Genomic DNA, 25131 nt, shown 5'->3' on the forward strand with positions numbered 1-25131 from the left:
GGCGATGAAGAAAATCCTGAAGCGAGCAGCAGCTCGCACACAGCAGCCCGCACCCGCTCCCACCGGTTGCGAGGAACTAACCAATGCGCCCGAAACGGACCCTGCGGCGCTTACGCCCGGCGTCTGCCAGGAGTGCGCCGAGTTGGGCGAGGATAACTGGTCTCACCTGCGCATGTGCCTGTCCTGCGGCCACGTCGGATGCTGCGATTCCAGCCCTCATCAGCACGCCACCAACCACTACCGCGAAACCGGGCACCCGGTCATGCGCTCACACGAGCCCGGCGAATCCTGGCGCTGGTGCTACGTCCACGACCTGATGGACTGACCGCGCGCGACTGGCGGTGCACTGCGCATAGTGCCCACCTGTCACGGCGCACAGCCCTCGGTGTTGCGCACATTGCTCAATCCACCGGGTAGCTATTGCTCAATCTGTATGCCGATGATGGACTTTGACGCAGAATCTGCACAACAGATCGACAGGTGCGGCTGGACTTTGCCGCACCGAACGGTTCGGCCTCAGGAAGTCCTGCCAAACATCACAACCACATCGTCGGCCCCACGATCTGGGGTACAGGCGGTGCGGTGATCGATGTCCACTACTGAAGGCAGGACCGGCCGTGAACAGCCCCAACATCGACCAGAACGCTCCCGAGTCACTGGCGGAGATCGAGAAGCGCGTTCTGTGGTTGTCGACCGCGATGATCCATCACGCCAACCGTGTCCGTCCGAATCCCAGTGGGCTCAAGGTCGGCGGCCATCAGGCCTCGTGCGCGTCGATGGTCTCGATCATGACGTCCCTGTGGTTCGGCCAACTTCGTTCCGGCGACCGGGTTTCCGTCAAGCCGCATGCGGCGCCGGTGCTCCACGGCATCAACTATCTGCTCGGCGAACTCGACGAGTCCTACCTGACGACTCTGCGCGAATTCGGGGGCCTGCAGAGCTACCCGAGTCGATCGAAAGATCCTGATCCGGTGGATTATTCGACCGGTTCGGTGGGTATCGGCGCGACGGCTCCCATCTGGGGCGCCATCGCTCGCCGATACGTAGACGCCTCCCTCGGCGGCGCCGGAACCGGGCGTCAGTACTCCCTGGTCGGTGACGCCGAACTCGACGAGGGCGCGGTGTGGGAAGCAGTTCTCGATCATTCGGTTGCCGAACTGGGTGAGATCGTGTGGATAGTCGACCTCAACCGCCAATCACTCGACCGGGTGGTGCCGAACATCGCGGCAACCCGCCTGGAGCGCATGTTCTCGGGTGCCGGCTGGCAGGTCATCACCGTGAAGTTCGGTGCGCTGCTGGAATCACTGTTCACCCGGCCGGGCGGCACCGCGTTGCGCGAACGAATCCTGGACATGCCGAATCCGGAGTACCAGCGCCTGCTGCGATGCACGGCCGACGAGGTACGTCTGAGACTGCCCGGCGACGCGGCGGACGCCGACGCGATCACGGCGCTGATCAACGACCTCGACGACGCCACGGTGCTCGAGGCCATCCGCAATCTCGGTGGCCACGACCTCGACGCTCTGCGAGAGGCGTACGCACAGATCGACGACACCCGTCCCACCGTGATCATCGCGTACACCATCAAGGGTCGGGGCCTGCCGACGCAGGGTCATCCGCAGAACCACTCGTCGCTGCTCACCGCCGAGCAGTACGAGCACCTGGCGTCGGAACTCGGCATGGACCCGTCGAAGCCCTGGGAACGGTTCGAGACCGACAGCCCGTCCGGCCGCATCTGCGCCGAAACCGCTGGGCGCCTGGCTCGCCCGAAGGTGGAGCATCTGGTGCCCCCGGCAGTTCCGAAAGACATCGGCCGTACGCCCTCCGGCACGTCCACCACTCAGGCAGCTCTCGGCCGGGTACTACTCGACCTCAGCCGCGAAGCGCCGGACGCCGCGAAACGTGTTGTCACACTGAGCCCGGACGTCAGTTCCACCACCAACCTCGCAGGCTGGCTGAACAAGGTCGGCGTGTGGTCCCCCGACGAGCGGCACAACTGGTTTGCCGACGACGCCGAAACGATCATGCACTGGCGTGAGAAGCCCACCGGTCAGCACATGGAACTCGGTATCGCCGAGACCAACCTGGTCGGACTGATGGGCGAACTCGGTGCGACCTGGAGTCGTTGGGGCCAGCCACTCTTCCCCATCGGGGTGATGTACGACCCCTTCATCGAACGGGCTCTCGAACCGTGGTCGTACGGCATCTACGCCGGAGGGCAGTCGATCATGGTCGGCACTCCGTCGGGCGTCACCTTGGCCGCCGAAGGTGGTGCGCACCAGTCGATCAAGACCCCGTCCATCGGACTGGAACAGCCGGGTTGCACCAGTTTCGAACCGGCATTCGCCGTCGACGTGGAGTGGACGCTCCTCGACAGCATCGGACGCCTCGGTCGCCCGGACGGCAGCTCGTCGTATCTGCGCCTGTCGACCCGTCCGGTCGATCAGGCCCTGGCCGCGGTACCGACCGATCCGGCTGCGCGAGAACGCCGTCGACGTCAGGTGGTGGCCGGGGCATACACACTGCGGCACAACCCTGATCCGGCCGTCACCCTGGTCGGCATGGGTGCCACCGTCACCGAAACACTGGTCGCAGCCGAAAGACTAAGCGAGCAGGGCATTTCCGCCGACGTCGTCTGCGTGACCAGCCCCGGCTTGCTCTTCGAAGCACTCCAGTCTCGGCGCGGTCTCGCGGACGGTCCGTCGTGGATCCTGGATCAGGTCTTTCCGAGCAGCCGGTCCGCGCCGATGGTGACCGTTCTCGACGGGCACCCGCACACCCTCGCGTTCCTGACGGGAATCAACAACGTTCCGGGTGCTGCGCTCGGAGTGAGCCGGTTCGGTCAGGTCGGTTCGCTCGAGGACGTCTACCGGTACCACGGCCTCGACTCCGACAGCATCGTCCGCGCTGCCCTCGATCTCACTTCTTGATCGATCACACTCTCTGATGCCGAGAAGCGTCCCCGCAGGGACGCTTCTCGGGTCCAGTCAGTCATTCAGGTGTCTAGTTCTTCCAGGCCTTGTCGAAGAACATGATTCCGTCCAGGCTCTGCTGAATGCCGTGGACGTTCTGTCCCCACACACCGAGCCACGGGGTGTTGCCGTAAACCTGCCACGGCACAACCTCGTTGGCGCGCTCCTGGATCTTGGCGAGCACCTCGATCTTCGAGTCGGTCGACGTCGCGACACCCAATTGATCGAGCAGCGTATCCATCTCGGGGTCGGAGAAGCTCGTGGCGTTGTTCCGTCCACCCGACTTGAGATTGGAGTACAGACGCTCGAAAGGATCGGCTTCCGCGAGGCTGGCGGAACCTGTTGCCATGTCGAAGTCGCGGTCGGCGTACAAACGCTTGACGACGTCGGCAACCGAGTTGACGTACTCGATCTGGAAATCGAATCCGACGGCGTTGGCCATCGACTGCAGTGCGAGAGCCATCGCCTGCGCCGAATTCTCCTGCAGCGTCAGGTATGTGATCTTGCCGTCGTAACCGTCAGCCTTGGCCTCGTCGAGAAGCTGCTTCGCCTTGGCGGTGTCGACGCCGATCGGAGCGACGTCGTTGTGCCAGCGAGAGGTGTCCTGGAAGATGACCTGCCCGGGCAGACCCTTGCCCTCGTTGAGTCGGTTGTCGAGTGCGACGGGATCGGTTGCGAGCGCCAATGCCTGACGGATGCGCACGTCGGCACCGGGACGACCGGGTGCCGTGTTCACCAGCGACAGGTACGACAGCGACGGAATGTCGACGAAGCCCGGGTAGCCGGAGTCGATCAGATCCAGCACGTTCGGTAGCGACCGCATGTACGCGACGTCCGTGCCGCCGCTCTTGAGCGATTCGGTGGTGGACTGCGAACCGACGATGCTGATCAACCGCAGCTTGTCCACGTTCGGGGCACCGTCGAAGTAGTCCTCCCGAGCGTCGAGGATCAATTCCTCGTTGGGAGCGAACTTCTCGAGGGTGAAGGCACCCGCGCCGATCGGGGTGAACTGATCACCTTGCTGGGCGCTCGGCGCGACGATCATGCCGGGGCCCGTCGAGAGCAGTGACTCGATACCGGTCCACGGGTCGACGAGATTGAAGACGACCGTCGACGGATCCGGAGTGTCTACCGACGCGACCTTCGACGCGTACAGACTCGACTGCGGTCCCTTGTTGGTGACGTAGCGATTGAGGCTCGCCGAGACGGCCGCCGAATCCACCGGCGTCCCGTCGCTGAACTTCACACCGTCACGCAGTTCGAGGGTCCACGTCTTGAAGTCGGAACTCGGCTCCATCGACTCTGCGAGCTTCGGAACGAATTCCTTGGATGCCGGGTCGTACCGCAGGAGCGTGTCGTAGATCGCGCCCAACTCCGAACCGGCGACCGAACCGGCGATCTGAGTCTTCGCCGGATCGAGATTGGTGACGGCGGAGTACCCGCTGAACGTGAGGGTGCCGCCCTTGACCGGATCGCCCTCGCCGGACTGCTCGTTGACCGGGCCGATGGACAATCCCGAACCGGAGTCCGGTGCGTCGCCGCTCCCACCCCCGTTCCCGCTGTCAGCGCACGACGAGACGAACAGGCCGGCGGAGACTGCCAGCGCGACGGCGGCAACCTTGCGGTGACCGCGCCGAGAACTGCGACTCATTCAAAACCTCCAGGTCAGAAACTGTGATGTGAAGCATTGTCGAGACAGTTTGTGACTTAAGGCACAGGTATTAGTCGCAGGTCTCGCTCAGTGGAATGAAGCGCGACGATTGGTCAGTTTTCGAGCGACATTCGCAGGTCGGACCCTTAGCGAAGGTCAGGAATTCATTCTGATTCAGGCGCCTTTCAACGGATGAATCGCCGGAGCGCCGTCGAGAAGTGGTCCGGCAGCGGCCAGGGCGGCCTGTAGATGCGAGGACTGCATGTGAGCGTCCAACTCCTCCTGCCCGCGCCAAGTTTCGATCGTGACGAACGTGCCGGGCGCAGCCGCTGACTCGAACAACTCGTACGACACACAGCCGTCCTCGGACCGACTCGCCTCCGCGAGAGTTGTCAGAGCCGATCGGACGTCGTCCTCGGAACCGGACTTGGCCGGGATGGTTGCAACTACACGAAGCTCGCTCATCGGATACCTTTCGCAGAGGGGAAGTCAGCTAGAGACACACGCCACAAACGTACACACGAAAAGGGCAACCAATGGGGCTACTGAAGGACGTCACCGGCTGGCGACGCGGAACGAAGTTGCAGCGTCGACTGCGCGATCTCACCGGCACGCTGGTGGTGATCACCGGTGCGGGCAGCGGCATCGGGCGTGAAACGGCCCTCGCCTTCGCCGCCCAGGGAGCTATCGTCGTGGTCTCCGACATCAATCTCGAAAGCGCGCAGGACACTGCGGCACTTGTAAACATCCCTTCGCAAGCCGGCGGCGCCGAAGCGGTGTTCGGTGGCGGTGCCCACGCCTATCAGGTGGACGTGTCCGACGAACAGGCCGTGATTCGGTTCGCGGAGACCGTCGCGGCACATCACGGCGTACCGGACATCGTCGTCAACAACGCCGGAATCGGGTTCTCGGGAACGTTCGCCGACACCGAGCAGCGCCAGTTCGAGCGCGTCATGGACATCAACTTCTGGGGAGTTGTCTACGGCTGCCGGGCATTCACCCCGATGATGATCGACCGGGGAACAGGAGGGCACGTCGTCAACCTGTCCTCGGCCGCCGCGTACACACCACAGAAGGCGCTCACTGCGTATTCGACCAGCAAAGCAGCGGTATTCATGCTTTCGGATTGCCTACGGGCAGAGCTGCTTCCACACGGCATCGGCGTCAGCACCATCTGCCCTGGCCTCGTTCACACGAACATCCTCAAGACCACCGAGTTCGCCGGGACCACCGCCGAGGAGCAGCTCGAGAACCAGACCAAGGTCGACAACTTCTACCGCAAGCGCAACTTCACGCCTGACCGAGTCGCCAGTGCCATCGTGAAAGCGGTTCGCACGAACAAGGCCGTCGTACCCGTGACCGTCGAAGCCAAGCTCGGACGCACGATCAGCCGGTTGTCTCCCGGGTCGATGCGCGTCGGAGCTCGGTTCGAGATCTAGGTCAGCTTCCGAAACTCAGGCTGCCCGTGAAGCCCTGCTGCACATCGGCTTCCGAACGGGGAAGAATCTCGTAGGTGCTGGCGTACTGGCCACTGAAGCCGGTGACGGTGATCGGGCGTCCCACTGCAATGGCGTCGACGTCGATTCCGGTCTGGGTGTTGACGAAGATGACGGTGTTTCCCTCGGCGCCCGAGACCAGGATCTTGTGGCCGTACGGCAGATCGTCGACGACGGGTCCGCTCACGATTCCGGACACCGTCACGAGACGACCCTCGCTGCCTTCACCGATTGCATTGAGGGGCAGTCGTGCCGGACTGATCTGGGTAGTCGTGCCGATTACCTCGACGGCAGTCGGGCGGACGACGAGCAGGCCTTCTTGATCCGCGAGGACTCCGGTGACCTGAACCTGATCGCCGAGAGCAATCCCGGAGTTGTTCGGATCGCTGATGTAGATGCCCGAATTGCCGCTCTGGAGACCAAAGCCCTTGTCGTAGAAGCTGGATTCGAACACTCCCGACGGCGTAGTCGCGGTTCCCACGACGGTGACCGTCGTTCCGATGGCCTGAGTGCGGGCTGCCGCGATGGAGTCCGCGGACACCTCACCGACAACTGCTGCCGGCTCCGCCGTCGCTGCAGTACCGACAAACATGGTGGCTGCAGCCGCAACTGCCAGTGCCGTCACACCCCGGCGCAGGACCGGACTCGCAAGAACGCTGTCTCGAAACATGTTTGAGGACTCCCCTGTGATTTCGTGGCCGCGCAGGTGCTCCTGATGGAGTCCGCCTTCGCCCACCCTGAGGCACAGGTTATTACAGGTCGGACGCCGCAGCGGTGGTGACATTCCGCCACCACCGCTGCTTCAAGGCATCCGAGTTTTCAGGAACCGGAGCTTCCGGACGAACCGCTCGAGCCACTGGAACCGCTGGATCCTGTTCCGCCACCGAGATCGTCGAGAGGATCGCTACCGGTGAGGCCGCCCGGGTACAGGTAGGCGTCGGAGATCGTGCTGAGCGAGGTTCCCGACGTGGCCGGTACCTTTGCTCGCCAGTTGACGATCGGGTTCAGCACTCCGAACGGTCCGCAACCACTGGCGGCGGGCAGCGCGAAGCCGGTGGCCTGGTTCCCGACCGGGCTCACCTTCAGTGCATTGTCCGGGAGCACCGTGTAGGTCGGTACCACCGACGGGTCAGGCGCGAGACGAAGATTCACCGGCGCAGCCGCGGAGCCCAGGTAGCAGTTGTCGCCGAGGAACGCGTTGTTGATCTTCATCCGCACCGGGATGCTCAGATCCATGTCGGTGATGATGCCGTTGAGGGTCGGGGCAGCGGTCGCCTCCACCTCGGCGGTGACTGCGGCGAGGCCGAACAGATTGCCGAACGGCAGGTCGATTCCGAGGACTCCACCCGGAACGGTCAACGGCTTGGAGTAGACACCGTGGTGTCCGTCGTCGCGCGGGAGAAGAACGGTGGACTCACCTTCACCGGAGCCGGCCTCGGCGGCGATGATCATGTCGCCTTTTCCGATCGGGAGGTTGAAGCCGTTGTTGTCGAAGGTTCCGCTCTGAACCACAACCGACACACAGGATTCGGCAGTAGCCGGACACACTGCGGCACCGGGTATCGAATTGTCGACCGGATCCTGAGCCGAGGCCATCGGCGCCGCGAACGCGAGGACCGCACCTGCGGTACCTGCAATGACGGCCACGCGCGTGCCGAGACGTCTGTTGCCGTTCTTGTGAGATTTCTGCACTGATTTCTCCCTGCCGTTTATGTGATGGGGGACGAAACTCGCAGTCATTGCTTGTGTTTCGACCGCCGCCGACAAGGTCTTTGCGGTGTGCTCCTACTCACAAGTAACAACTGAACAGATGTATATCACAGGACTTCGACTTAAAAACAGGGCAAAAGGGAGTTTCCTTAAAACGGACAAAATAAGCGGTACGGTGTGTAACACTCACGGGTGATGAACACGAACAGACTGGTCCTCTGCGTCGCGGCAGCGGGCCTACTCCTCAGCGGCTGCAGCAGCCAATCCGACAGCGACGCATCGGAATCCACTTCTGCTGCCACCAGCACGTCGGTCGCGGCGACGTCGAGTTCGACTGCCCCCAGTACGCTTTCCGAGCTGCCGACCAGCCCGCTCGCCGCAACAACACCGGAAGCCGCGCCGAGCGTCGTCGAATCGACGCCACCGGCGGTATCACTACCGGTAGCGCCACCGGCGAACGCACCAATCGATGCACGCTCACCGGAAGAGATCGTCGCGAACGCCGGCGAGAAGGGACAGCGGTACATCGCCGCGCTGCGTCTGGCCGGGATCCCTCCCGCCGGAATGGATTCCGCCGAGATCCTCTACGCCGACGGCACCTGCAAGGCTCTCGCTGACGGTATGCCTCGGTCCGAAGTGCTGGCGGAGTTCAACTCCGTCGGCGAGGTGTACTCACAGATCACGCCGATGTCCTCGCAGCGCATTGCCGAGATCTACGTCGACACGGCGGAGCAGACGTACTGCTGATCAGGCCTTGCCGGCCAACCAGCCGTGCAGCCAGGATGTAGCCGAATTGCCTGCGCCGTCAACGACGTAACGCGTGTAGTCGGTGTGGACCTGCGAGCCGTAGAAGTCGACCAGCTGATCGATGCGACGCGAATTCGCGCCCGGATCGAGCTGGGCCATCAGAGCGGGGAGCCCGCCTGCGGTGATCAGATCGTTGACGATCACGGCCGCTTCGTCGCGCAGCGCGAGCGCACTGGCCGGAGTGGGATCGGACGCCTGAGCCATGAATCCGGCCAGGCGCATCACAAAATCGTCCTTCGGCGTCGAGCAGTACAGGTCACCGACCGCGCAGAGCGTCACCGTTTTGCCTGACAGCCAACCGAATCCACCGATGCGAGGGCCGCTGGCACCGTTACCGCCGACAGCGGGGCCGATCAGGACGTCGGACTCGGAACGACGGGGATCTGACAGCAAGCCGACGCCCTCGACGCGAGTCGGGGGGACCACGCCGATGCCGGTTCCGATCTCTGCTGCGAGATCGCCTGCCGCGTCGGCACCCTGGCTGTATCCGACGATGGCGAAGCGAGTGTCACCGCACGAGGCGGCCATGGCGCCGATCATGCCGCGGGCATTGTCGACAGCCTGCTGCTTCGACTTGGCGTAGACGTTGGACTCCCACGGGAAGGCCGTCGCCGAGTAGGTGACGTAATCGGTGCGAACGGAGCCCGGAAGCCCGTTGGTCACCGGGGCGAGCATGCCGGCGCCGGGCCTGGTGCCCGAGGGCTCCCACGTTCCCGGGATGGCCACGACGTACAGGCTGGGGCAGGGATCAGCCGACGCCACGGGAGCACTGACAACCGGTACCACTACTGCCGCAGCAAGTGCCGACAACACCGCAACGAGACGCCTCGCACGCATGAAACTCCCCAGTTTTACCTTCAGCAACCCATACACCACTATCGGTGCTCCGGAATCATACTGTCTGGGCGTTGTGTCTGTCCGATGCACGATTGATGAAGGTTTGTTACAGATCGTGCGAATTGCTTGCAGAAACAAAGCCGCACCCCACCGAATGCGGTGGGGTGCGGCTTTGTGAGAGCCTCTAGCGCTGCGGAGCCGCTGTCGGGTGGATCGGTGACGGAAGGGCCGTGACACCCTCGAGGTAGGTGTCCACAGCGGCTGCTGCGGAACGTCCCTCGGCGATGGCCCAGACGATCAGGGACTGGCCGCGGCCCATGTCGCCGGCCACGAACACGCCGTCGACGTTGGTGTTCCACTTCGACGTGCGGGCGACGTTGCCACGCTCGTTCAAGTCGACACCGAGATCGGTGAGCAGACCCGGCTTCTCGGGACCGACGAAGCCCATGGCCAGGAGCACGAGATCGGCTTCGAGCTCGAAGTCCGAGCCCTCGACCTTCTCGAAGCGACCCGACTTCATCTCGACCTCGTGAGCCTTGAGTCCGGTGACCTTGCCGTTTTCACCGACGAAGTTCTCGGTGTTGACGGAGAACAGACGCTCGCCGCCCTCCTCGTGAGCCGAAGCCACGCGGAACATGAGCGGGTACGTCGGCCACGGAGTCTGCTCGGCGCGAGTCTCCGGCGGACGCGGCATGATCTCGAACTGGTGGACGCTGGCCGCACCCTGACGGTGCGAGGTGCCGAGGCAGTCCGCTCCGGTGTCGCCGCCGCCGATGATGACAACCTTCTTGCCCTCAGCGGTGATGGTGGGAGCGTCGAGGTCACCCAACTGCACGCGGTTGGCGATCGGCAGGAACTCCATCGCCTGGTGGATGCCGTCCAGTTCGCGGCCCGGGATCGGAAGATCGCGAGCTGCCGTGGCGCCGCCGGCCAGAACCACTGCGTCGAACTGCTCACGCAGCTCGTCCGCGGTGATGTCCACGCCGACATTGACGTTGGTCTTGAAGACGGTGCCTTCGGCTTCCATCTGCTCGAGACGGCGGTCGATGTGCCGCTTCTCCATCTTGAACTCGGGGATGCCGTAGCGCAGCAGGCCGCCGATGCGGTCTGCCCGCTCGAAGACCGTCACTGCGTGACCGGCGCGGGTCAGCTGCTGCGCTGCAGCCAGACCGGCCGGACCACTGCCGACAACTGCGACCTTCTTGTTGGTGGCGTGCGCGGCGCGAACCGGCTTGACCCACCCTTCGTCGAAGGCCTTGTCGATGATCTCGACCTCGACCTGCTTGATGGTGACCGGATCCTGGTTGATGCCCAGGACACAGGACGCCTCACAGGGTGCGGGGCACAGTCGACCGGTGAACTCCGGGAAGTTGTTGGTCGCGTGCAGACGCTCGATGGCGTCGTGCCAGTGGTCCTTGTAGACCAGGTCGTTCCACTCGGGAATCAAGTTTCCGAGAGGGCAACCGTTGTGGCAGAAAGGAATTCCGCAGTCCATGCAACGGCTGGCCTGGGTCTTGAGGGTTTCCTTCGGGAACTCCTCGTAGACCTCTTTCCAGTCGAGCAGGCGCAACGGCACCGGCCGGCGAACCGGAAGTTCGCGCGACGTGTGCTTCAGGAAGCCGCTTGGATCACCCACGAGCTGCCTCCATAACTGCCTCGTCCACGTTCTTGCCATCCTTCTCTGCGGCCGCGATGGCCAAAAGAACCTTCTTGTAGTCGCGGGGCATCACCTTTGCGAAGTGACCCACCTGCTGCGACCAGTCAGCGAGGATGCGCGTTGCAACCTCGGAGCCGGTTTCGTCGCGATGACGTTCGATGGCGCCCTTCAACCAGGTGAAGTCGTCGCCCGAAAGATCCTCGAGGTCCACCAGTTCGGTGTTGAGGTTCTTTTCGAATGCCTTGTCGGGGTTGTAGATGTACGCGACGCCACCGGACATGCCGGCGCCGAAGTTACGTCCGGTGGCTCCGAGGATGACCACCTTTCCACCCGTCATGTACTCGCAACCATGATCGCCCACACCCTCGACGACGGCAGTGGCGCCGGAGTTACGGACTGCGAAGCGTTCGCCGACGACACCGCGAAGCAGAGCCTCGCCGCTGGTGGCGCCGAAAAGGATGACGTTGCCACCGATGATGTTGTCTTCGGCGACAAAGCCTTCCGCTGCATCGAGCGGCGGGCGTACGACGATGCGTCCACCCGAGAGACCCTTGCCGACGAAGTCGTTGGCGTCGCCGTGCAGGCGCAGGGTCATACCGCTGGGCACGAAAGCACCGAAGCTGTTACCGGCGGAACCGGTGAACGTGATGTCGATGGTGCCCTCGGGCAAGCCCTCTCCACCGAACGCCTTGGTGACCTCGTGGCCGAGCATGGTGCCGACCGTGCGGTTGACGTTGGTGATCGCGGACTCGAAGGAGACCGCCTCACCCTTGTCGAGTGCGTTGCGGGCCGAGACGATCAACTGCTGATCGAGTGCCTTGTCGAGACCGTGATCCTGCGTGCCGGTGCAGTGGACGTCCTGGTCCATGAACGCGGACTCGACCTGGGTGAGGATCGGCGACAGATCGAGATTGCCTGCCTTGCTTCCCTTCCAGTGATCGAGAGCGCGCGTGGTGTCCAGCATGTCGACCTGGCCGACGGCTTCGAGCAGCGTGCGGAAGCCGAGTTCCGCGAGAAGCTCGCGAACCTCTTCGGCGATGAACATGAAGAAGTTCTCGACGAATTCCGGCTTGCCACTGAAACGCTGACGCAGCAACGGGTTCTGCGTCGCGACACCGACGGGGCAGGTGTCGAGGTGGCAGACGCGCATCATGATGCAGCCCGAGACCACCAGCGGTGCGGTGGCGAAACCGAACTCCTCGCCGCCGAGCAGGGCAGCGACGACGACGTCGCGACCCGTCTTGAGCTGGCCGTCGACCTGCACGACGATGCGGTCTCGGAGACCGTTGAGCAGCAACGTCTGCTGGGTCTCGGCGAGGCCGAGTTCCCACGGTGCGCCCGCGTGCTTGACGGAGGTCAGCGGGGTGGCACCGGTGCCACCGTCGTGACCGGAGATCAGAACGACGTCGGCATGTGCCTTGGAGACACCGGCCGCGACGGTTCCGACGCCGACCTCGGAGACCAGCTTCACGTGGATGCGGGCCTGCGGGTTGGCGTTCTTCAGGTCGTGGATCAGCTGAGCGAGATCCTCGATCGAGTAGATGTCGTGGTGCGGCGGCGGCGAAATCAGCCCGACGCCAGGCGTGGAGTGCCGAACCTCGGCCACCCACGGGTACACCTTGTGAGCCGGAAGCTGGCCGCCCTCACCGGGCTTGGCTCCCTGCGCCATCTTGATCTGGATGTCGGTGCAGTTGCTCAGGTAGTGCGAGGTGACACCGAAGCGTCCCGACGCGACCTGCTTGATGGCACTGCGACGCAGATCGCCGTTCTCGTCCGGCGTGAAGCGCGACGGATGTTCGCCGCCCTCACCGGAATTGGAGCGGGCGCCCAGACGGTTCATCGCGATGGCGAGAGTCTCGTGAGCCTCGGCGGAGATGGAGCCGTAGCTCATCGCACCCGTCGAGAAACGCTTGACGATCTCGCTGGCCGGCTCGACCTCGTCGATCGAGATCGACGGCCGCTTGCCGATGTTGAAGTCGAACAGACCACGCAGAGCGGCAAGACGCTCCGACTGGTCGTTGACCATGGTCGTGTACTCCTTGAACACCTCGTACTGACCTGTGCGAGTTGCGTGCTGGAGCTTGAAGACCGTGTCCGGGTTGAACAGGTGGTACTCGCCTTCACGACGCCACTGGTACTCGCCGCCGACCTCGAGCTCGCGGTGAGCGCGCTCTTCGGGGCGATCGAGGTATGCGACGGCGTGACGTGCCTGGACGTCGGCTGCGATCTGGTCGAGGCCGATGCCACCGAGCTGCGACTGCAGACCGGTGAAGTACTCGTCCGTCAGCTCCTGTGAGAGGCCGATGACCTGGAACAGCTGAGCACCGGTGTACGACGCGAGCGTCGAGATGCCCATCTTGGACATCACCTTCAGGACACCCTTGCCGGCTGCCTTGATGTAGTTCGCGATGCCTTTCTCGAGGGTCAGACCCTCGAGCTCGCCGTTCTGCAGGAACTCGTCGATGGTCTCGAAAGCCATGTACGGGTTGACCGCTGCGGCACCGAAGCCGATGAGGAGCGCCATGTGGTGCACCTCGCGGGCGTCGCCGGCCTCGACGATGAGGCCGACCTTGGTGCGCGACTTCTCACGAACCAGGTGGTGGTGCACAGCCGAGGTGAGGAGCAGCGACGGAATCGGCGCGTAGTCCTCGGTGGACTCGCGGTCCGAGAGCACGACGATGCGTGCGCCACCCTCGATTGCCTGCGAGACCTGGTACTTGATGCCCTCGAGCGCACGACGGATACCGTCGCCGCCTTCCTTGACGGGGTACAGGCCACGGATAACGACACTGCGGAAGCCCGGGAATTCGCCGTCGTCGTTGACGTGAACGAGCTTCGACAGGTCGTCGTTGTGCAGGATCGGCTGCGGGAGCGCAATCTGCTTGCAGGAGTCCGCATTCGGGTGCAGCAGGTCGCCCTCGGGGCCGATGGTCGCGCCGAGACTGGTGACAACCTCTTCACGGATCGCGTCGAGAGGCGGGTTGGTGACCTGAGCGAAGAGCTGCGAGAAGTAGTCGAACAGCATCCGGGGACGTGACGAGAGCACGGCGATCGGAGTGTCGGTACCCATCGAACCCAGAGCCTCGGCACCGGAGAGAGCCATCGGCTTGACCAGCAGGTTGACCTCTTCGTTGGTGAAACCGAAGAGCTGCTGACGCAGGACGACGCGCTCGTGCGACATGTACGTGTACGGACGGTCCGGCAGGTCGTCCATGTGGATCAGACCTTCGTCGATCCACTGCTGGTACGGGTGCTCGGCAGCGAGTTCGTTCTTCAGTTCCTCGTCGCTGATGACCCGGCCCTGCGCGGTGTCCACGAGGAACATGCGGCCGGGCTGGAGGCGGACCTTGCGGACCACGGTGGACGGATCGATCGGCAGAACGCCGACCTCCGACGCCATGACGACGAGGCCGTCTTCGGTGATCCACAGACGCGACGGACGCAGACCGTTGCGGTCCAGCACGGCGCCGATGACGGTGCCGTCGGTGAAGCACACCGACGCCGGTCCGTCCCAGGGCTCCATGAGAGCCGAGTGGTACTCGTAGAACGCCCGACGAGCGGGGTCCATGCTCTCGTGCTTCTCCCAGGCTTCCGGGATCATCATGAGAACTGCGTGCGGCAGGCTGCGGCCGGCGAGGTGCAGCATCTCGAGCACCTCGTCGAAACGAGCGGTGTCACTGGCGCCCTGGGTGCAGATCGGGAAGATCTTGTCCAGGTTCTCGCGGCCACCGAAGACGTCGCTGTCGATGAGGGACTCGCGAGCGCGCATCCAGTTCTCGTTGCCGGTGACGGTGTTGATCTCACCGTTGTGAGCGACCCGTCGGAACGGGTGCGCCAGCGGCCACGACGGGAACGTGTTGGTGGAGAAGCGCGAGTGGACCAGGCCCAGTGCGCTCTCGACACGATCGTCCTGCAGATCGAGGTAGAAACCCTTGAGCTGCGGGGTGGTGAGCATGCCCTTGTAGACGAACGTCTGGCCGGACAGGCTGGGGAAGTACACGGTCTCGCTACCCGGGCCACCCTTGCCGGCACCTTCGGAGCCGAGTTCGTGCTCGGTGCGCTTACGCACCACGTATGCACGACGCTCGAGATCCATGCCGGTGTACTTGTCACCTTCAGAGCCGATGAAGATCTGACGGAACGTCGGCATCGCGTCGCGCGCCAGTGCGCCCAGCGAGGAGTCGTCGGTTCCGACCTCGCGCCAGCCGAGAACCTTCAGGCCCTCTTCGACGACGATCTTCTCGACTGCAGCAGCAGCCTCGTGTGCATCGGCATCGCCCTGCGGGAGGAATGCGATACCGGTTGCGTACGCGCCTTCGGCGGGCAGCGCGAAGTCCACGACAGCTCGGAAGAACTTGTCGGGAACCTGCAGCAGAATGCCCGCACCGTCACCCGTGTTGGGTTCTGATCCGGCAGCGCCGCGATGCTCGAGGTTGACCAGAGCGGTGATCGCCTTTTCGACGATGTCCCTGCTGCGGCGACCATGCATGTCGACAACAAATGCGACTCCACAGGAGTCGTGCTCATTGGACGGGTGATAGAGGCCCTGGGGGCCTGGAAGTTGCTTCATACCCAGCCTTCGTATGCCATAAAGATGCACCGACGACCAGCAGCGCTGATGGCCATCAACTTGCAATGCAAGTCCTTCAAAGCACCGACACGACGATGTGTTCGGTACCACCGAAGTAGCCGCCCTGCGCAGACGCGATGGTGTGCGTTCTGGCACCCGGCGACGTGAGTCTTCGGTCGGTTGAAACTTTTGTGAGTCAACCGTGTAACGAAAACGATAATTCAGAACCCCGGCACGGGCGCAACTAAGGTAGCCCTATAATTGCTCTGAACTGCGGCGATGCAGGGAGCCAGAAGGCCCCTCGACAGATTTCGGAGCTGCGTCTGTGCAGAGAAGTTCCGATTCACAGGATACCGAATCCGCAGGAAACAGGCGCGATGGGCGATGAATGCAACAACTGGCCGCAGCGATAAGAATCAGCTGCGGCCAGTGCGCCTCGAACTGTAACAAAAGTTGATCGATCAACCAAGGTCTAGGCCTGAATTATTTGCTCGCAGAATGCCATCGCTGTAATTTCCGTAGGCTCACCCTTGAGAAGACGGGTGGCGAAGCGCAAATGACAACAGCAGTAGTGGTGGGCAGTGGCCCCAACGGTCTCGCGGCGGCGATCGAACTCGCCCGCGCCGGAATCGACGTCCATGTCATCGAGGGTGCGGACAAGATCGGCGGTGGCACCCGCAGTAGCGAATACATAGTCGACGGGCTCGTCCACGACGATTGCTCCGCCTTCCATCCCACCGCTTTGGCTTCTCCCTACTTCAAGGAACTCGACCGCGAATTCGGGCTCGCCAAGCATGGCCTGACGTGGCTGTGGCCCGAGATCGATCTGGTCCATCCACTCGACGACGGCACCGCCGGGGTTCTGTGGCGCGACATCAACCGGACCGCTGAGGGACTGGGTGTCGACGGTAAGAGGTGGCTCGACGTCTTCGGATACCTCTCCGAGAACTTCGACGAGTTGGTGCAGGACGTCTTCCAGCCGATCGTCCACGTCCCGAAGCACCCGCTGATGCTCGCCCGTTTCGGGACGGGCGCTCTGCTTCCCGCGACGGGTTTCGCGCGGATGTTCAAGACCCCACAGGCGCGGGCATTGTTCGGTGGCGTCGCGGCGCACATGTTCGGGACGCTGACCCTTCCACTCTCCAGTGCTGTCGGCTCGATGCTCACTGCGGCCGCTCATGCTCACGGTTGGCCTGTCGCGCAAGGTGGTTCGGGCTCAATTGCAGCCGCCCTCGCGTCGATCCTGCGCAGCCTCGGTGGCACCATCGAAACCGGGAACTGGGTCACCAACTACTCCCAGATCGCCGGTTACGACATCGTCATGCTCGACATCGCACCCGACGCTGCCGGTCGTCTGCTCGACGGTCGGCAGCCCGACCGCATTGCCCGGGCCTACCGCAAATTCCGCTACGGCACCGCCGCATACAAGGTCGACTACGCCGTGCGTGGTGACTCCGACGGAAGCGTCGTGCCGTGGACGAATCCGCATGCCCGCAAGGCCGGCACCCTGCATCTGTCCGGGACGATTTCGCAAACTGCTGCTGTCGAACGCCAGACCGTTCGGGGTCAGATGCCGGACAAGCCCTTCATTCTGTTGGGCCAGCAGTTCTTGGCCGACCCTTCCCGTTCCGTCGGAGACATCCATCCCGTGTGGGCGTATGCGCATGTACCGCATGGCTATCCGGGTGACGCCACCGATGCGGTCACGCGTCAGATCGAGCGCTTTGCGCCGGGGTTCCGGGACCGGGTCGTGGGCGTCCACGTGCGCAATGTGCCGCAGATGCAGGCGTACAACCCCAACTATGTGGGCGGCGACATCTCCGCGGGGGCGAACACTGCGCGGCAGATCATCGCGCGCCCCCGGTTCGGACTGGACCCCTATGCCACCGGCGACCCGGGCGTCTACCTCTGCTCGTCCGCAACTCCGCCGGGCGGCGGGGTCCACGGGATGGGTGGGTTCAATGCTGCGCAGGCAGCACTGAAGTCTCGGCGTTGAGGCGTCCCCGATGGGGACGACATTTCGGACACGTAGGTGTTATCTGAACTGTGCGTCATCATTGTTCGATGACTTACTCTTTCTACCTCGGTCCGCAAAAGCCTAGGTTCACCCCGTCTGGTTGGGACGACATTGTCAGCGCGACTGCGGACGGGATCCTTGATGAAACCCATTGGGTTGAGCTGAAGAAGCTGCTTCCTCCCAAGAGCGCTGGCGCAAATACAGGACTAGCAAGAGACCTTGCGTCACTAAGCGTAGACGGCGGCGCGTTCGTTATCGGGATTGAAGACAACCATGGGAAGCCCGGCGCGGAGGTCGATTCCCATCGACCTCGCCACCTCGACGCCGATGGTGGCAAGTTCGGCGATCGCCTCCGGCTTGATTCCGGCCGTGCGGGACGAGTCGAGCAGCTTGAGCAACGTCGTGAGGCTGGGGTCGCCGCCGAAGGCGCTCGCGGCATCGAGCGCAATTCCGGCGGCGGCTCCGTCGCCGTCGACGTATGCGGCCAACCCGGCAAGGGTGAGGATTGGACTCGGTAGTTTCCGCGTAGGTGCGCGGCGATGGTGGCGAAGGCGTCCGCTGCGGCTTGCGGGCTGATCGTGACGATTCCGATCATGGCGTCGCGGTGGTGCGGGTCCGCTGCCGCGCACAATCCGGCGCGGGCGGCGAGATCGAGACTGGGAACCTCGAAATTGCGCACGACTGCGGCGATTTCCGTGATCATGTTTCGTGCGAAGTCCTCACCCTGCTCGGCTGCGGCGGCGCGGGCGGCGTCCATGTCGGCGGCCGTGTCCTCGCGGTAACGGGCTTCGATCTCGGCGCGGCTGCTCGACGTCTGACGTCCGCTCATGATTCGGTTCATGCTGACCTCCGACAGGATCGGGTCGGCGGTGCGGCCACTCTCCTCGCCGTTGGTGTCGAACCACTCCGCTCCGACCTCGAGAGACTCGGCGACAAGGGTGCGGACGCTGCGGATTCCCCTGCTGTCGAGCTCGCGCTGAGCCGCCTCGATCTGATCGAGTCCGGCGGCGGCCACCGGACCGGCGCCGACGACAACCCAGATAACGGACGCGGCTGCAGCTTGCGCGAGTGCGGTGCTGTAGTCGGCTGCCGCATCGGCACCGACGACATCGGTGCGCGCAACGAACGCGAGGGTGGCCGGTGATCCGGTGAGAGCGATCATCACGACGGAATTGACGGGGACGAATCCGAGCAACGCCGGGATTGCGGCCAAGACGTCGGTGGCGGTCCTCAAACGGATGTTCTGCATGTCGCTCCCCTTGCTGTGACAGTGACCGGGCCTCGTGCCCCGCCAATTTTTTCGCCTTCTGGCAAAGGAGAATCGCGTCGGCATGAGGGGGCCGGAGCGCCACCCCTGGGCCGAGAAAATTTTGACGGGAGCGTGCGAGGGGCGAAAATTTCTCGGAGCCATCGGCCGGCGCTTGCGCCGCCAGGGGTTGCGCGCAGGTCACCGACGAGAATCGGAAGGCCAGAAGTGAAAACAAATCAATGCTTTTCGCAGAACGGAGCGCAGCGGAGTTCATTTCGGGGGACACCGAAGGTGGCCGGCCGCCGGGCAGGCGATGCCCCGGCCGTCAGTCCTCGCTGCCGACAAGACGCAGTATCGGGCGCTGGTCTGCATCGCCGAGCAGGTCACGGACTTGGCCGGCGCTGAGCTTTCAATTCCAAGGAAATAAGAAGGAAATGAGACAGCCCGTCAGACCTCGTTACACCACACCCCTGGGCTTGGCAAGCTCTGGCGAGGAGAGGCTGCCCCGTCACTTCACGCCGCTGAGTTCCCCCCATCGGCGGAGGTTGCGTGGGCGACGACCGAAGACCCTAGGTCTCGGCTGAGTGTTTTTGCAACCAAGAGCTGCTGCTCAATCTCGTCGCAGAGAGCAAAGAGCGCATCCACGGTTTCCGCAATCCGCACTTGCTCACCTAGTGGAGGAACCGGAACTGCCAAGGCTCCGATTCGATCCCGGGTCACGTTGCTCATCGTGCTGGTTCCGGAGGACTCGGCCGAGTAGTAGCGCTGTACCTCGGTGCTGTCGTTCAAGATCGCCCAGTAGCGGGTCGATGCCTCAGAGAGGAAGGACAACCGAATATGCTTGTCCGAGAGCATCAAGTGTGACTCGGTTTCGGTCACGATGGCCCCTCGACCGACTAGGCCCTTAGAACCGCTCGCTCGAATCATCACGAACTCGCCCGGTTGAACCTCCAGTTGCGGCCGAGGCTCAAGGGCCCGTGGAAGCTTCTTATTTGCAACGTTGTCGAACACCCCTCGTGAAACGGCGCTCGTTTTGAGTACTCCCCACTCACCGGGACCCGCCTGTTCGACGAGGCACCGGGGACTCCAGCCCGAGTCACTGGCGATGAAGAACTCATTGGCCCGCGCCCACGTCCATCCCTCAGGAAGCGCGACCATGTCCTCACTCGGCACCGCTGGGGAGAACTTCTTCGGCTTGCGGATCTCCTTTGCCTTGACGAGTTGGTCTCGTTCGACTGCGATCCGTTTGAGGAGTTCCGTAGCGGGCATATCGCCGGGGTCTCGGTGAGTCAACCGTCCGCGAACGGCAAGATCGAGTATTGCCGTGCGTACACGCTTCAGAGCAGCGAGGTCGCCTTCACCCGGAGCAAGGTGGAGGCCGATATTGTCGGCGAAAGCCCCTGTTGCCGCTCGCAGGTCGTCAGCGAAGTCCGCTACCGCGGCCCGGTGTAGGGACGCGGCGGTCAGCGTCGAGCGAGCCACGACCCGAGTGCCTTGCTGCTCTTCCAACTCGTCGCACAGGCGCATGAGCTCGTCGACACGGTCGACGATGCGCTGCTGCTCAGCCGCAGGCGGCAGTGGAAGTAGGACCTTGCCGAGCTTCGTAAGTGTCGTTCTGGTGATAGCAGAGCCCTTCATCCCGAGACGGAGCTCGTCCCGAACGGTAGGGGACCTCATTGCAATCAGCAGATATCGGTCCGATAAGCCGGATCCTGGGCGTAACTGGGCGACGCTCGACAGCATGCTGAAGGGCGCTTCCAACTCGACGAGCGCGGCGTTTCCAGTGGTCGCTCCGTCCTTTACGAATAGGACGTCACCCGGCATTGGGTCGCACCTCGCCCAGATCTCGGCATGGTCACTCGTAGATACGTACGTGAGAGCGTCAAGGCGCATGTAGCCGTCCTTGACATTCTTAGCGGATACGTACGCGAAATCACCGCTCGGACCATTCGGTGGCGAATGGTGCGTACCGTCGGTCAGCTTGATCAGCGCATCCGTCAGCCAAACCCAAAGCCACCCCGAGGGAAGCTGGTGGGGTACTTCGTTTTCCGGGACCGGACCCGGTCGCTTGGAGGCTCGGATTTGCTTCTCAGAAACCAGTCGCGCGCGCTCGTCCGTAATTCGCTTGAGCAGTGCGGCAGCAGGTTCATCGGCTGGTTCTTGGTCTGTGAGACTCCCCCGGACCGCGAGGTCGAGAATCAGCCGTCGGAGCTTGTCGACACCGCCCGGCGCATCGGCGAGGTGACCGAACGAATCGACGAAGGTCTGCTTATTCACTTCAGCCCATCTTCGATCGCGGCAACCAACGCGTCGCGAAGACTGGTCCGGGTTGCGTCGATCTCGCCCAGGAGCTCCTCGTACTCCTTGAGCAATTCATCGGGGTCACGGTGCTCGGCGTCCACTTTGTTGGGGTTGGCGATGTCGAGGTTCCAGTTGCCCCTGATCTCGTCGATCGAGACTTTCCACGCGACCTCGGACTCGACACGGTTGCCCCACCACGCCTTCTCTGCTTCGAACTCTTCGATGCGAATCGGCTTTGTCTTGGAGTAGTTCTTGTAGCCCGCCGGGTACTGGTGCTCGTAGTACCAAATCTCGGTCGTGGGCTGACCCTTGGTGAAGAACAAGAGATTTGTCGCGATGCTCGTGTACGGGTTGAACACCCCCTTCGGGAGCCGGACCACGGTGTGCAGGTTGCAGTCCGTCAGCAGCTTCTCCTTGATACGTGCCTTAACGCCGTCACCGAACAGAGTGCCGTCAGGCAGGACGACGGCAGCGCGGCCACCATCCTTGAGTAGATGCTCGATGAGCACGAGGAACAGGTCCGCTGTCTCTCGGGTGCGGTAGGCCTGCGGGAAGTTGTTCTCGATGCCCGGTTCCTCGGTACCGCCGAACGGCGGGTTGGTCAGGATGACATCGACGCGGTCTGCGTTGCCGTAGTCACGCAGCGGCCGGCTCAACGTGTTGTCGTGGGCGATGTTGGTCGGCACGTCGATACCATGCAGGAGCATGTTCGTCGTGCACAGCAGGTGCGGCAGCTGCTTCTTCTCCACTCCACGGATCGAATGCTGAAGCCGCGCTTCGTCGTCGGGTGTCTTCACGTGGTTCGCACGGACGTGCTCGATCGCTCCGGTGAGGAAGCCTCCGGTGCCGCAGGCAGGGTCGAGTACCGTCTCACCAAGTTTCGGTCCGAGGATGTCGATCATGAACTGGGTGACAGCACGGGGCGTATAGTATTCGCCGCTGTTTCCCGCGTTCTGGAGGTCCTTGAGGATCTGCTCGTAGATGTCGCCGAACATGTGCCGGTCTTCGGAGCTGTTGAAGTCGATCTCGTTGATCTTGTTGACAACCTGCCGGATCAGGGTGCCGTTCTTCATGTAGTTGAAGGCATCCTGGAAGACATTGCCGACCATGCTCGCGCGGCCTGTTGTCGACGTCTCAGCGAACTGCTTGAGCGTCGGGAACAGGTCGTTGTTGACGAAGGTGAGCAGGGTGTCACCGGTGATGCCTTCCTTCGGTGCCGCCCATGTGCGCCAGCGAAGGTTTGTCGGGATGGGCGACATGTAGTCGGGGTTGAGGAGTTCGGTCTCGGCTTCGCGGTCGTCGAAGATCTTGAGGAAGAACATCCAGGCGAGCTGACCGATCCGCTGTGCGTCGCCGTCGACACCGGCGTCCTGGCGCATGATGTCCTGGATCGACTTCACGATCCCGCTTATATTGCTCACAAATATTCCTTACTACCCTGCCGTATAGAGGTGCTGCTCCAGCTCTTCGACGGCGGAGTCGTACTCAAGCTTGCCCCCGAACTGGCCGACGATCTCGATCGGGGTGCCGATGTCGATGAACGGATGGATCTGGAGGATTCGCGCATTGTGGTCCGGCTCGACGCCCTCGTCAGCGTACTTATCGAGCAACGCCTGGAGCGTCGCTTGGGCCTTGGAGGAGTACTTGGCCCAGTAGCCGGTGGCGCGTACGTTGTCGGCACGCTGGCGGCGGGTCAGTGGCGGTTGGTCGAAGGCGACGTGGCAGACAAGGTCGAAGAGGCTGAAGTCCTTGCCGACCTCCTCGGCGAGTGCCTCGAAGAACACACCCTGATTTCGTAGCTCATCGACAACCGCCTGCTTGCTCTCGGTCTGACTCCAGCGTGTCAGAAAGGCGTCGAGAGTCGGGTAGGCATCGTGAACCCGTTTGCGGGTGTAGTCGGTGAGTCTCTCGGTGATGAGCTTTCCATCCGGACCCATGTACTGAACGCGCTCGGCCACGAGTACGACGGGCACGTCACCGACCACGTACTTCGTGCGCGGTCCGGGGAGGTCCGACGGATCGACCGGAGGGTCGATCACAGGTGGATTGGGATTATCAGGGCCGAAAGTGTCGGGGCCATCCGGCGGGTCGACCGGATCGTCCGGACCCGGCGTATAGATGACTACCGGCGCTCCATCGAAGTCTGGGTCAGCGAACAACTCCGTAACTCGGCGGAAGTCCATAATCGTGAAGTAGAACTTGCCGTGCTCTTCGTTGATGCGAGTCCCGCGGCCGATGATCTGCTTGAACTTGGTCATCGAGCTGATCGACTGATCCAGGACAATGACCTTGCAGGTCTGAGCGTCGATGCCTGTAGACATCAGCTCGCTGGTCGTCGCGATTACCGGGTAGCGCGATTCGGGGTCGATAAAGTTGTCGAGCTCGGCCTTACCTTCGGTGTCGTCACCCGTGATGCGCATGACGTACTTGCGGTTCTTAGCTACCAAGTCACTGTTTTCATTCGCCAACGCCGAGCGCATCCGCTCGGCGTGGTCGATGTCCTGGCAAAACACGATGGTCTTGGCGTACCGGTCGCCAGACTCCGCGAGGTACTGCGTTACCTTTTTCGCAATTAAATTGGTGCGCTGCTCAAGGACCAGGCGGCGGTCGAAGTCACGCTGGTTGTAGATCCGGTCTTCGATAACCTGGCCGTGTTTGTCCGTCTTTCCATCCTCTGGGCGCCAGCCGGCGACATCCTTGTCGATGTCGATGCGCACGACCTTGTATGGCGCGAGGTATCCGTCGTCGATGCCCTGTTTGAGCGAGTAGGTGAAAACCGGCTCGCCGAAGTAGGTGATGTTCGAGGTGTCGGAGGTCTCCTTCGGGGTCGCAGTGAGACCGATCTGGACGGCGCCGTTGAAGTAGTCGAGCACCTCGCGCCACTGGGCGTCTTCCCGGGCACTTCCCCGGTGACACTCATCGACCACGATGAGGTCGAAGAAGTCGGGCGAGAACTGTTTGTAGATGTTCTGTGTGTCCTCAGTGCCGGTGATTGCCTGATAGATGGCGAGAAAGATCTCGAAGGCGGGGTCGGCCGTGCGGTTGGTGATCTTGGTCATCGCGTTGCCGAACGGCTTGAAGTCATTGACCCGAGTCTGGTCGATCAGGATGTTGCGATCCGCGAGAAACAGCACCCGTTTAGCGCGCTTGGACTTCCAAAGTCGCCAGATGATCTGGAAGGCGGTAAATGTCTTGCCGGTGCCGGTGGCCATGACGAGCAGTGCTCGCTTCTGCCCATGTGCTACTGCCTCGACCGTCCGGTTCACCGCTTGGAGCTGGTAGTAGCGCAGCTCCTTGCCCTGGAAATAGTAGTCCTGCTCGATGACCTGGGACTCGGCGGTGTCAGGCTCGATGCCCTTCCACGCGAGCCACTTGCGATGCAACTCCTCTGGCGAGGGAAACTCGTCGAGGGTTAACTCGCGCTCGATATCACCGGAGGTGACGGTTCGGTCGTGGAACAGGAAGCCGTCACCGTTCGAGCTGAACACGAATGGCACGTCCAGGCGTTCTGCGTAGCCGTGTGCCTGCTGCATGCCGGCACCAAGGCTGTGTTTGTTGTCCTTGGCCTCGACGACAGCCAGTGGCAAGCCCGGCTTGAGGAACAGCACGTAGTCGGCAGACTTAGAGGTCTCGCGCGCGTGGAGTTTGCCGCGTACCACGATCTTGCCGGGCGCGATTGTGTATTCCTCGCGCATCTGACTCTTCTCGGGGTCCCAGCCCGCGCGCATGATGGCAGGCGTGATGTACCGAGTACGGATCTCGGTCTCCTTCAATGCCTTCTTGCCGAGTTCGCTCACGCCGTCATCACCATCATGGTCGTGATCCTATTAGGCGGACCAGACGACATTCGGGGCGACTGCCCGG

The 25131-nt window shown here is 62.9% G+C and carries 16 protein-coding genes and 1 pseudogene; 5 read left to right on the plus strand and 12 right to left on the minus strand.

The features are described 5' to 3' along the window. Window positions 1-4 precede the first annotated feature (4 nt). The gene (locus ABH939_RS21030; RefSeq protein WP_003943615.1) at window positions 5-325 is read left to right on the plus strand and encodes a UBP-type zinc finger domain-containing protein; all 321 of its coding nucleotides are present in this window, start codon (window positions 5-7) and stop codon (window positions 323-325) included. A gap of 292 nt (window positions 326-617) precedes the next feature. Further along, complete coding sequence (locus tag ABH939_RS21035; protein ID WP_404650074.1) at window positions 618-2930, plus strand: transketolase-like TK C-terminal-containing protein; 2313 nt, start codon at window positions 618-620, stop codon at window positions 2928-2930. Window positions 2931-3003: 73 nt separating this feature from the next. Here ABH939_RS21035 and ABH939_RS21040 read toward each other — a convergent pair whose 3' ends face one another. Both ABH939_RS21040 and ABH939_RS21045 read right to left on the minus strand, forming a co-directional pair. Further along, window positions 3004-4623, minus strand: coding sequence for an ABC transporter substrate-binding protein (locus ABH939_RS21040; RefSeq protein WP_042453342.1), 1620 nt, complete (start codon window positions 4621-4623; stop codon window positions 3004-3006). Window positions 4624-4797: 174 nt separating this feature from the next. Next, window positions 4798-5088 (minus strand): putative quinol monooxygenase, encoded by a 291-nt coding sequence (locus tag ABH939_RS21045; protein WP_404650075.1) that lies wholly within the window; start codon window positions 5086-5088, stop codon window positions 4798-4800. 71 nt (window positions 5089-5159) lie between these two features. Between ABH939_RS21045 and ABH939_RS21050 the strand changes: the two genes are divergently transcribed. After that, window positions 5160-6062 (plus strand): SDR family NAD(P)-dependent oxidoreductase, encoded by a 903-nt coding sequence (locus ABH939_RS21050; protein WP_003943614.1) that lies wholly within the window; start codon window positions 5160-5162, stop codon window positions 6060-6062. A 1-nt stretch (window position 6063) separates the two neighbouring features. Here ABH939_RS21050 and ABH939_RS21055 read toward each other — a convergent pair whose 3' ends face one another. Next, window positions 6064-6789, minus strand: a complete 726-nt coding sequence (locus ABH939_RS21055; RefSeq protein ID WP_404650076.1) for a hypothetical protein — start codon at window positions 6787-6789, stop codon at window positions 6064-6066. Window positions 6790-6938: 149 nt separating this feature from the next. Further along, window positions 6939-7811, minus strand: coding sequence for a hypothetical protein (locus ABH939_RS21060; RefSeq protein ID WP_003943530.1), 873 nt, complete (start codon window positions 7809-7811; stop codon window positions 6939-6941). A 213-nt stretch (window positions 7812-8024) separates the two neighbouring features. On the opposite strand from ABH939_RS21060, the gene ABH939_RS21065 reads away from it, so the two are divergent. Then, window positions 8025-8576, plus strand: a complete 552-nt coding sequence (locus ABH939_RS21065; protein ID WP_058227389.1) for a DUF732 domain-containing protein — start codon at window positions 8025-8027, stop codon at window positions 8574-8576. On the opposite strand, the gene ABH939_RS21070 is transcribed toward ABH939_RS21065, so the two are convergent. The 3 genes from ABH939_RS21070 to gltB all read right to left on the minus strand — a co-directional run bounded on the left by ABH939_RS21070 (window position 8577) and on the right by gltB (window position 15700). Then, the gene (locus tag ABH939_RS21070) at window positions 8577-9473 is read right to left on the minus strand and encodes a cutinase family protein (protein WP_007735797.1); all 897 of its coding nucleotides are present in this window, start codon (window positions 9471-9473) and stop codon (window positions 8577-8579) included. A 184-nt stretch (window positions 9474-9657) separates the two neighbouring features. Then, on the minus strand, window positions 9658-11109 hold the full coding sequence (locus tag ABH939_RS21075; RefSeq protein WP_003943594.1) for a glutamate synthase subunit beta: 1452 nt from the start codon (window positions 11107-11109) through the stop codon (window positions 9658-9660). Continuing rightward, a complete protein-coding gene (gltB, locus tag ABH939_RS21080) occupies window positions 11102-15700 on the minus strand; it encodes a glutamate synthase large subunit (RefSeq protein ID WP_042453347.1) in 4599 nt (1532 codons plus the stop codon). Before gltB ends, ABH939_RS21075 begins: the two co-directional genes overlap by 8 nt. A 556-nt stretch (window positions 15701-16256) precedes the next feature. On the opposite strand from gltB, the gene ABH939_RS21085 reads away from it, so the two are divergent. Continuing rightward, window positions 16257-17696, plus strand: a complete 1440-nt coding sequence (locus ABH939_RS21085) for a phytoene desaturase family protein (protein ID WP_404650077.1) — start codon at window positions 16257-16259, stop codon at window positions 17694-17696. 248 nt (window positions 17697-17944) lie between these two features. Here the strand turns inward: ABH939_RS21085 and ABH939_RS21090 are convergent, their stop codons facing one another. The 5 genes and pseudogenes from ABH939_RS21090 to hsdR form a co-directional block, all read right to left on the minus strand. Further along, window positions 17945-18205, minus strand: a complete 261-nt coding sequence (locus tag ABH939_RS21090; protein ID WP_404650116.1) for a hypothetical protein — start codon at window positions 18203-18205, stop codon at window positions 17945-17947. A gap of 65 nt (window positions 18206-18270) precedes the next feature. Beyond that, a pseudogene (locus tag ABH939_RS21095) lies at window positions 18271-18879 on the minus strand (DUF4192 family protein); the annotation flags it as partial. 600 nt (window positions 18880-19479) lie between these two features. After that, window positions 19480-21243: a restriction endonuclease subunit S gene (locus ABH939_RS21100; protein WP_404650078.1), complete on the minus strand. Its 1764-nt coding sequence runs from the start codon at window positions 21241-21243 to the stop codon at window positions 19480-19482. Beyond that, a complete protein-coding gene (locus ABH939_RS21105) occupies window positions 21240-22688 on the minus strand; it encodes an N-6 DNA methylase (protein ID WP_404650080.1) in 1449 nt (482 codons plus the stop codon). The genes ABH939_RS21100 and ABH939_RS21105 overlap by 4 nt, the downstream gene beginning before the upstream one ends. A gap of 12 nt (window positions 22689-22700) precedes the next feature. Next, complete coding sequence (hsdR, locus tag ABH939_RS21110; RefSeq protein ID WP_404650081.1) at window positions 22701-25064, minus strand: EcoAI/FtnUII family type I restriction enzme subunit R; 2364 nt, start codon at window positions 25062-25064, stop codon at window positions 22701-22703. Window positions 25065-25131 lie beyond the last annotated feature (67 nt).

It is taken from the genome of Rhodococcus sp. 27YEA6, assembly GCF_044908235.1.
Classification (GTDB): Bacteria; Actinomycetota; Actinomycetes; order Mycobacteriales; family Mycobacteriaceae; genus Rhodococcus_F; species Rhodococcus_F qingshengii.

Excerpts from the sequence above, each read along its gene's own strand:
- ABH939_RS21040 (WP_042453342.1), bottom strand. The coding sequence starts at position 4,623 with ATGAGTCGCAGTTCTCGGCGCGGTCACCGCAAGGTTGCCGCCGTCGCG.
- ABH939_RS21050 (WP_003943614.1), top strand. The coding sequence starts at position 5,160 with ATGGGGCTACTGAAGGACGTCACCGGCTGGCGACGCGGAACGAAGTTG.
- ABH939_RS21030 (WP_003943615.1), top strand. The coding sequence starts at position 5 with ATGAAGAAAATCCTGAAGCGAGCAGCAGCTCGCACACAGCAGCCCGCA.
- ABH939_RS21045 (WP_404650075.1), bottom strand. The coding sequence starts at position 5,088 with ATGAGCGAGCTTCGTGTAGTTGCAACCATCCCGGCCAAGTCCGGTTCC.
- ABH939_RS21085 (WP_404650077.1), top strand. The coding sequence starts at position 16,257 with ATGACAACAGCAGTAGTGGTGGGCAGTGGCCCCAACGGTCTCGCGGCG.
- ABH939_RS21065 (WP_058227389.1), top strand. The coding sequence starts at position 8,025 with ATGAACACGAACAGACTGGTCCTCTGCGTCGCGGCAGCGGGCCTACTC.
- ABH939_RS21055 (WP_404650076.1), bottom strand. The coding sequence starts at position 6,789 with ATGTTTCGAGACAGCGTTCTTGCGAGTCCGGTCCTGCGCCGGGGTGTG.
- gltB (WP_042453347.1), bottom strand. The coding sequence starts at position 15,700 with ATGAAGCAACTTCCAGGCCCCCAGGGCCTCTATCACCCGTCCAATGAG.
- ABH939_RS21070 (WP_007735797.1), bottom strand. The coding sequence starts at position 9,473 with ATGCGTGCGAGGCGTCTCGTTGCGGTGTTGTCGGCACTTGCTGCGGCA.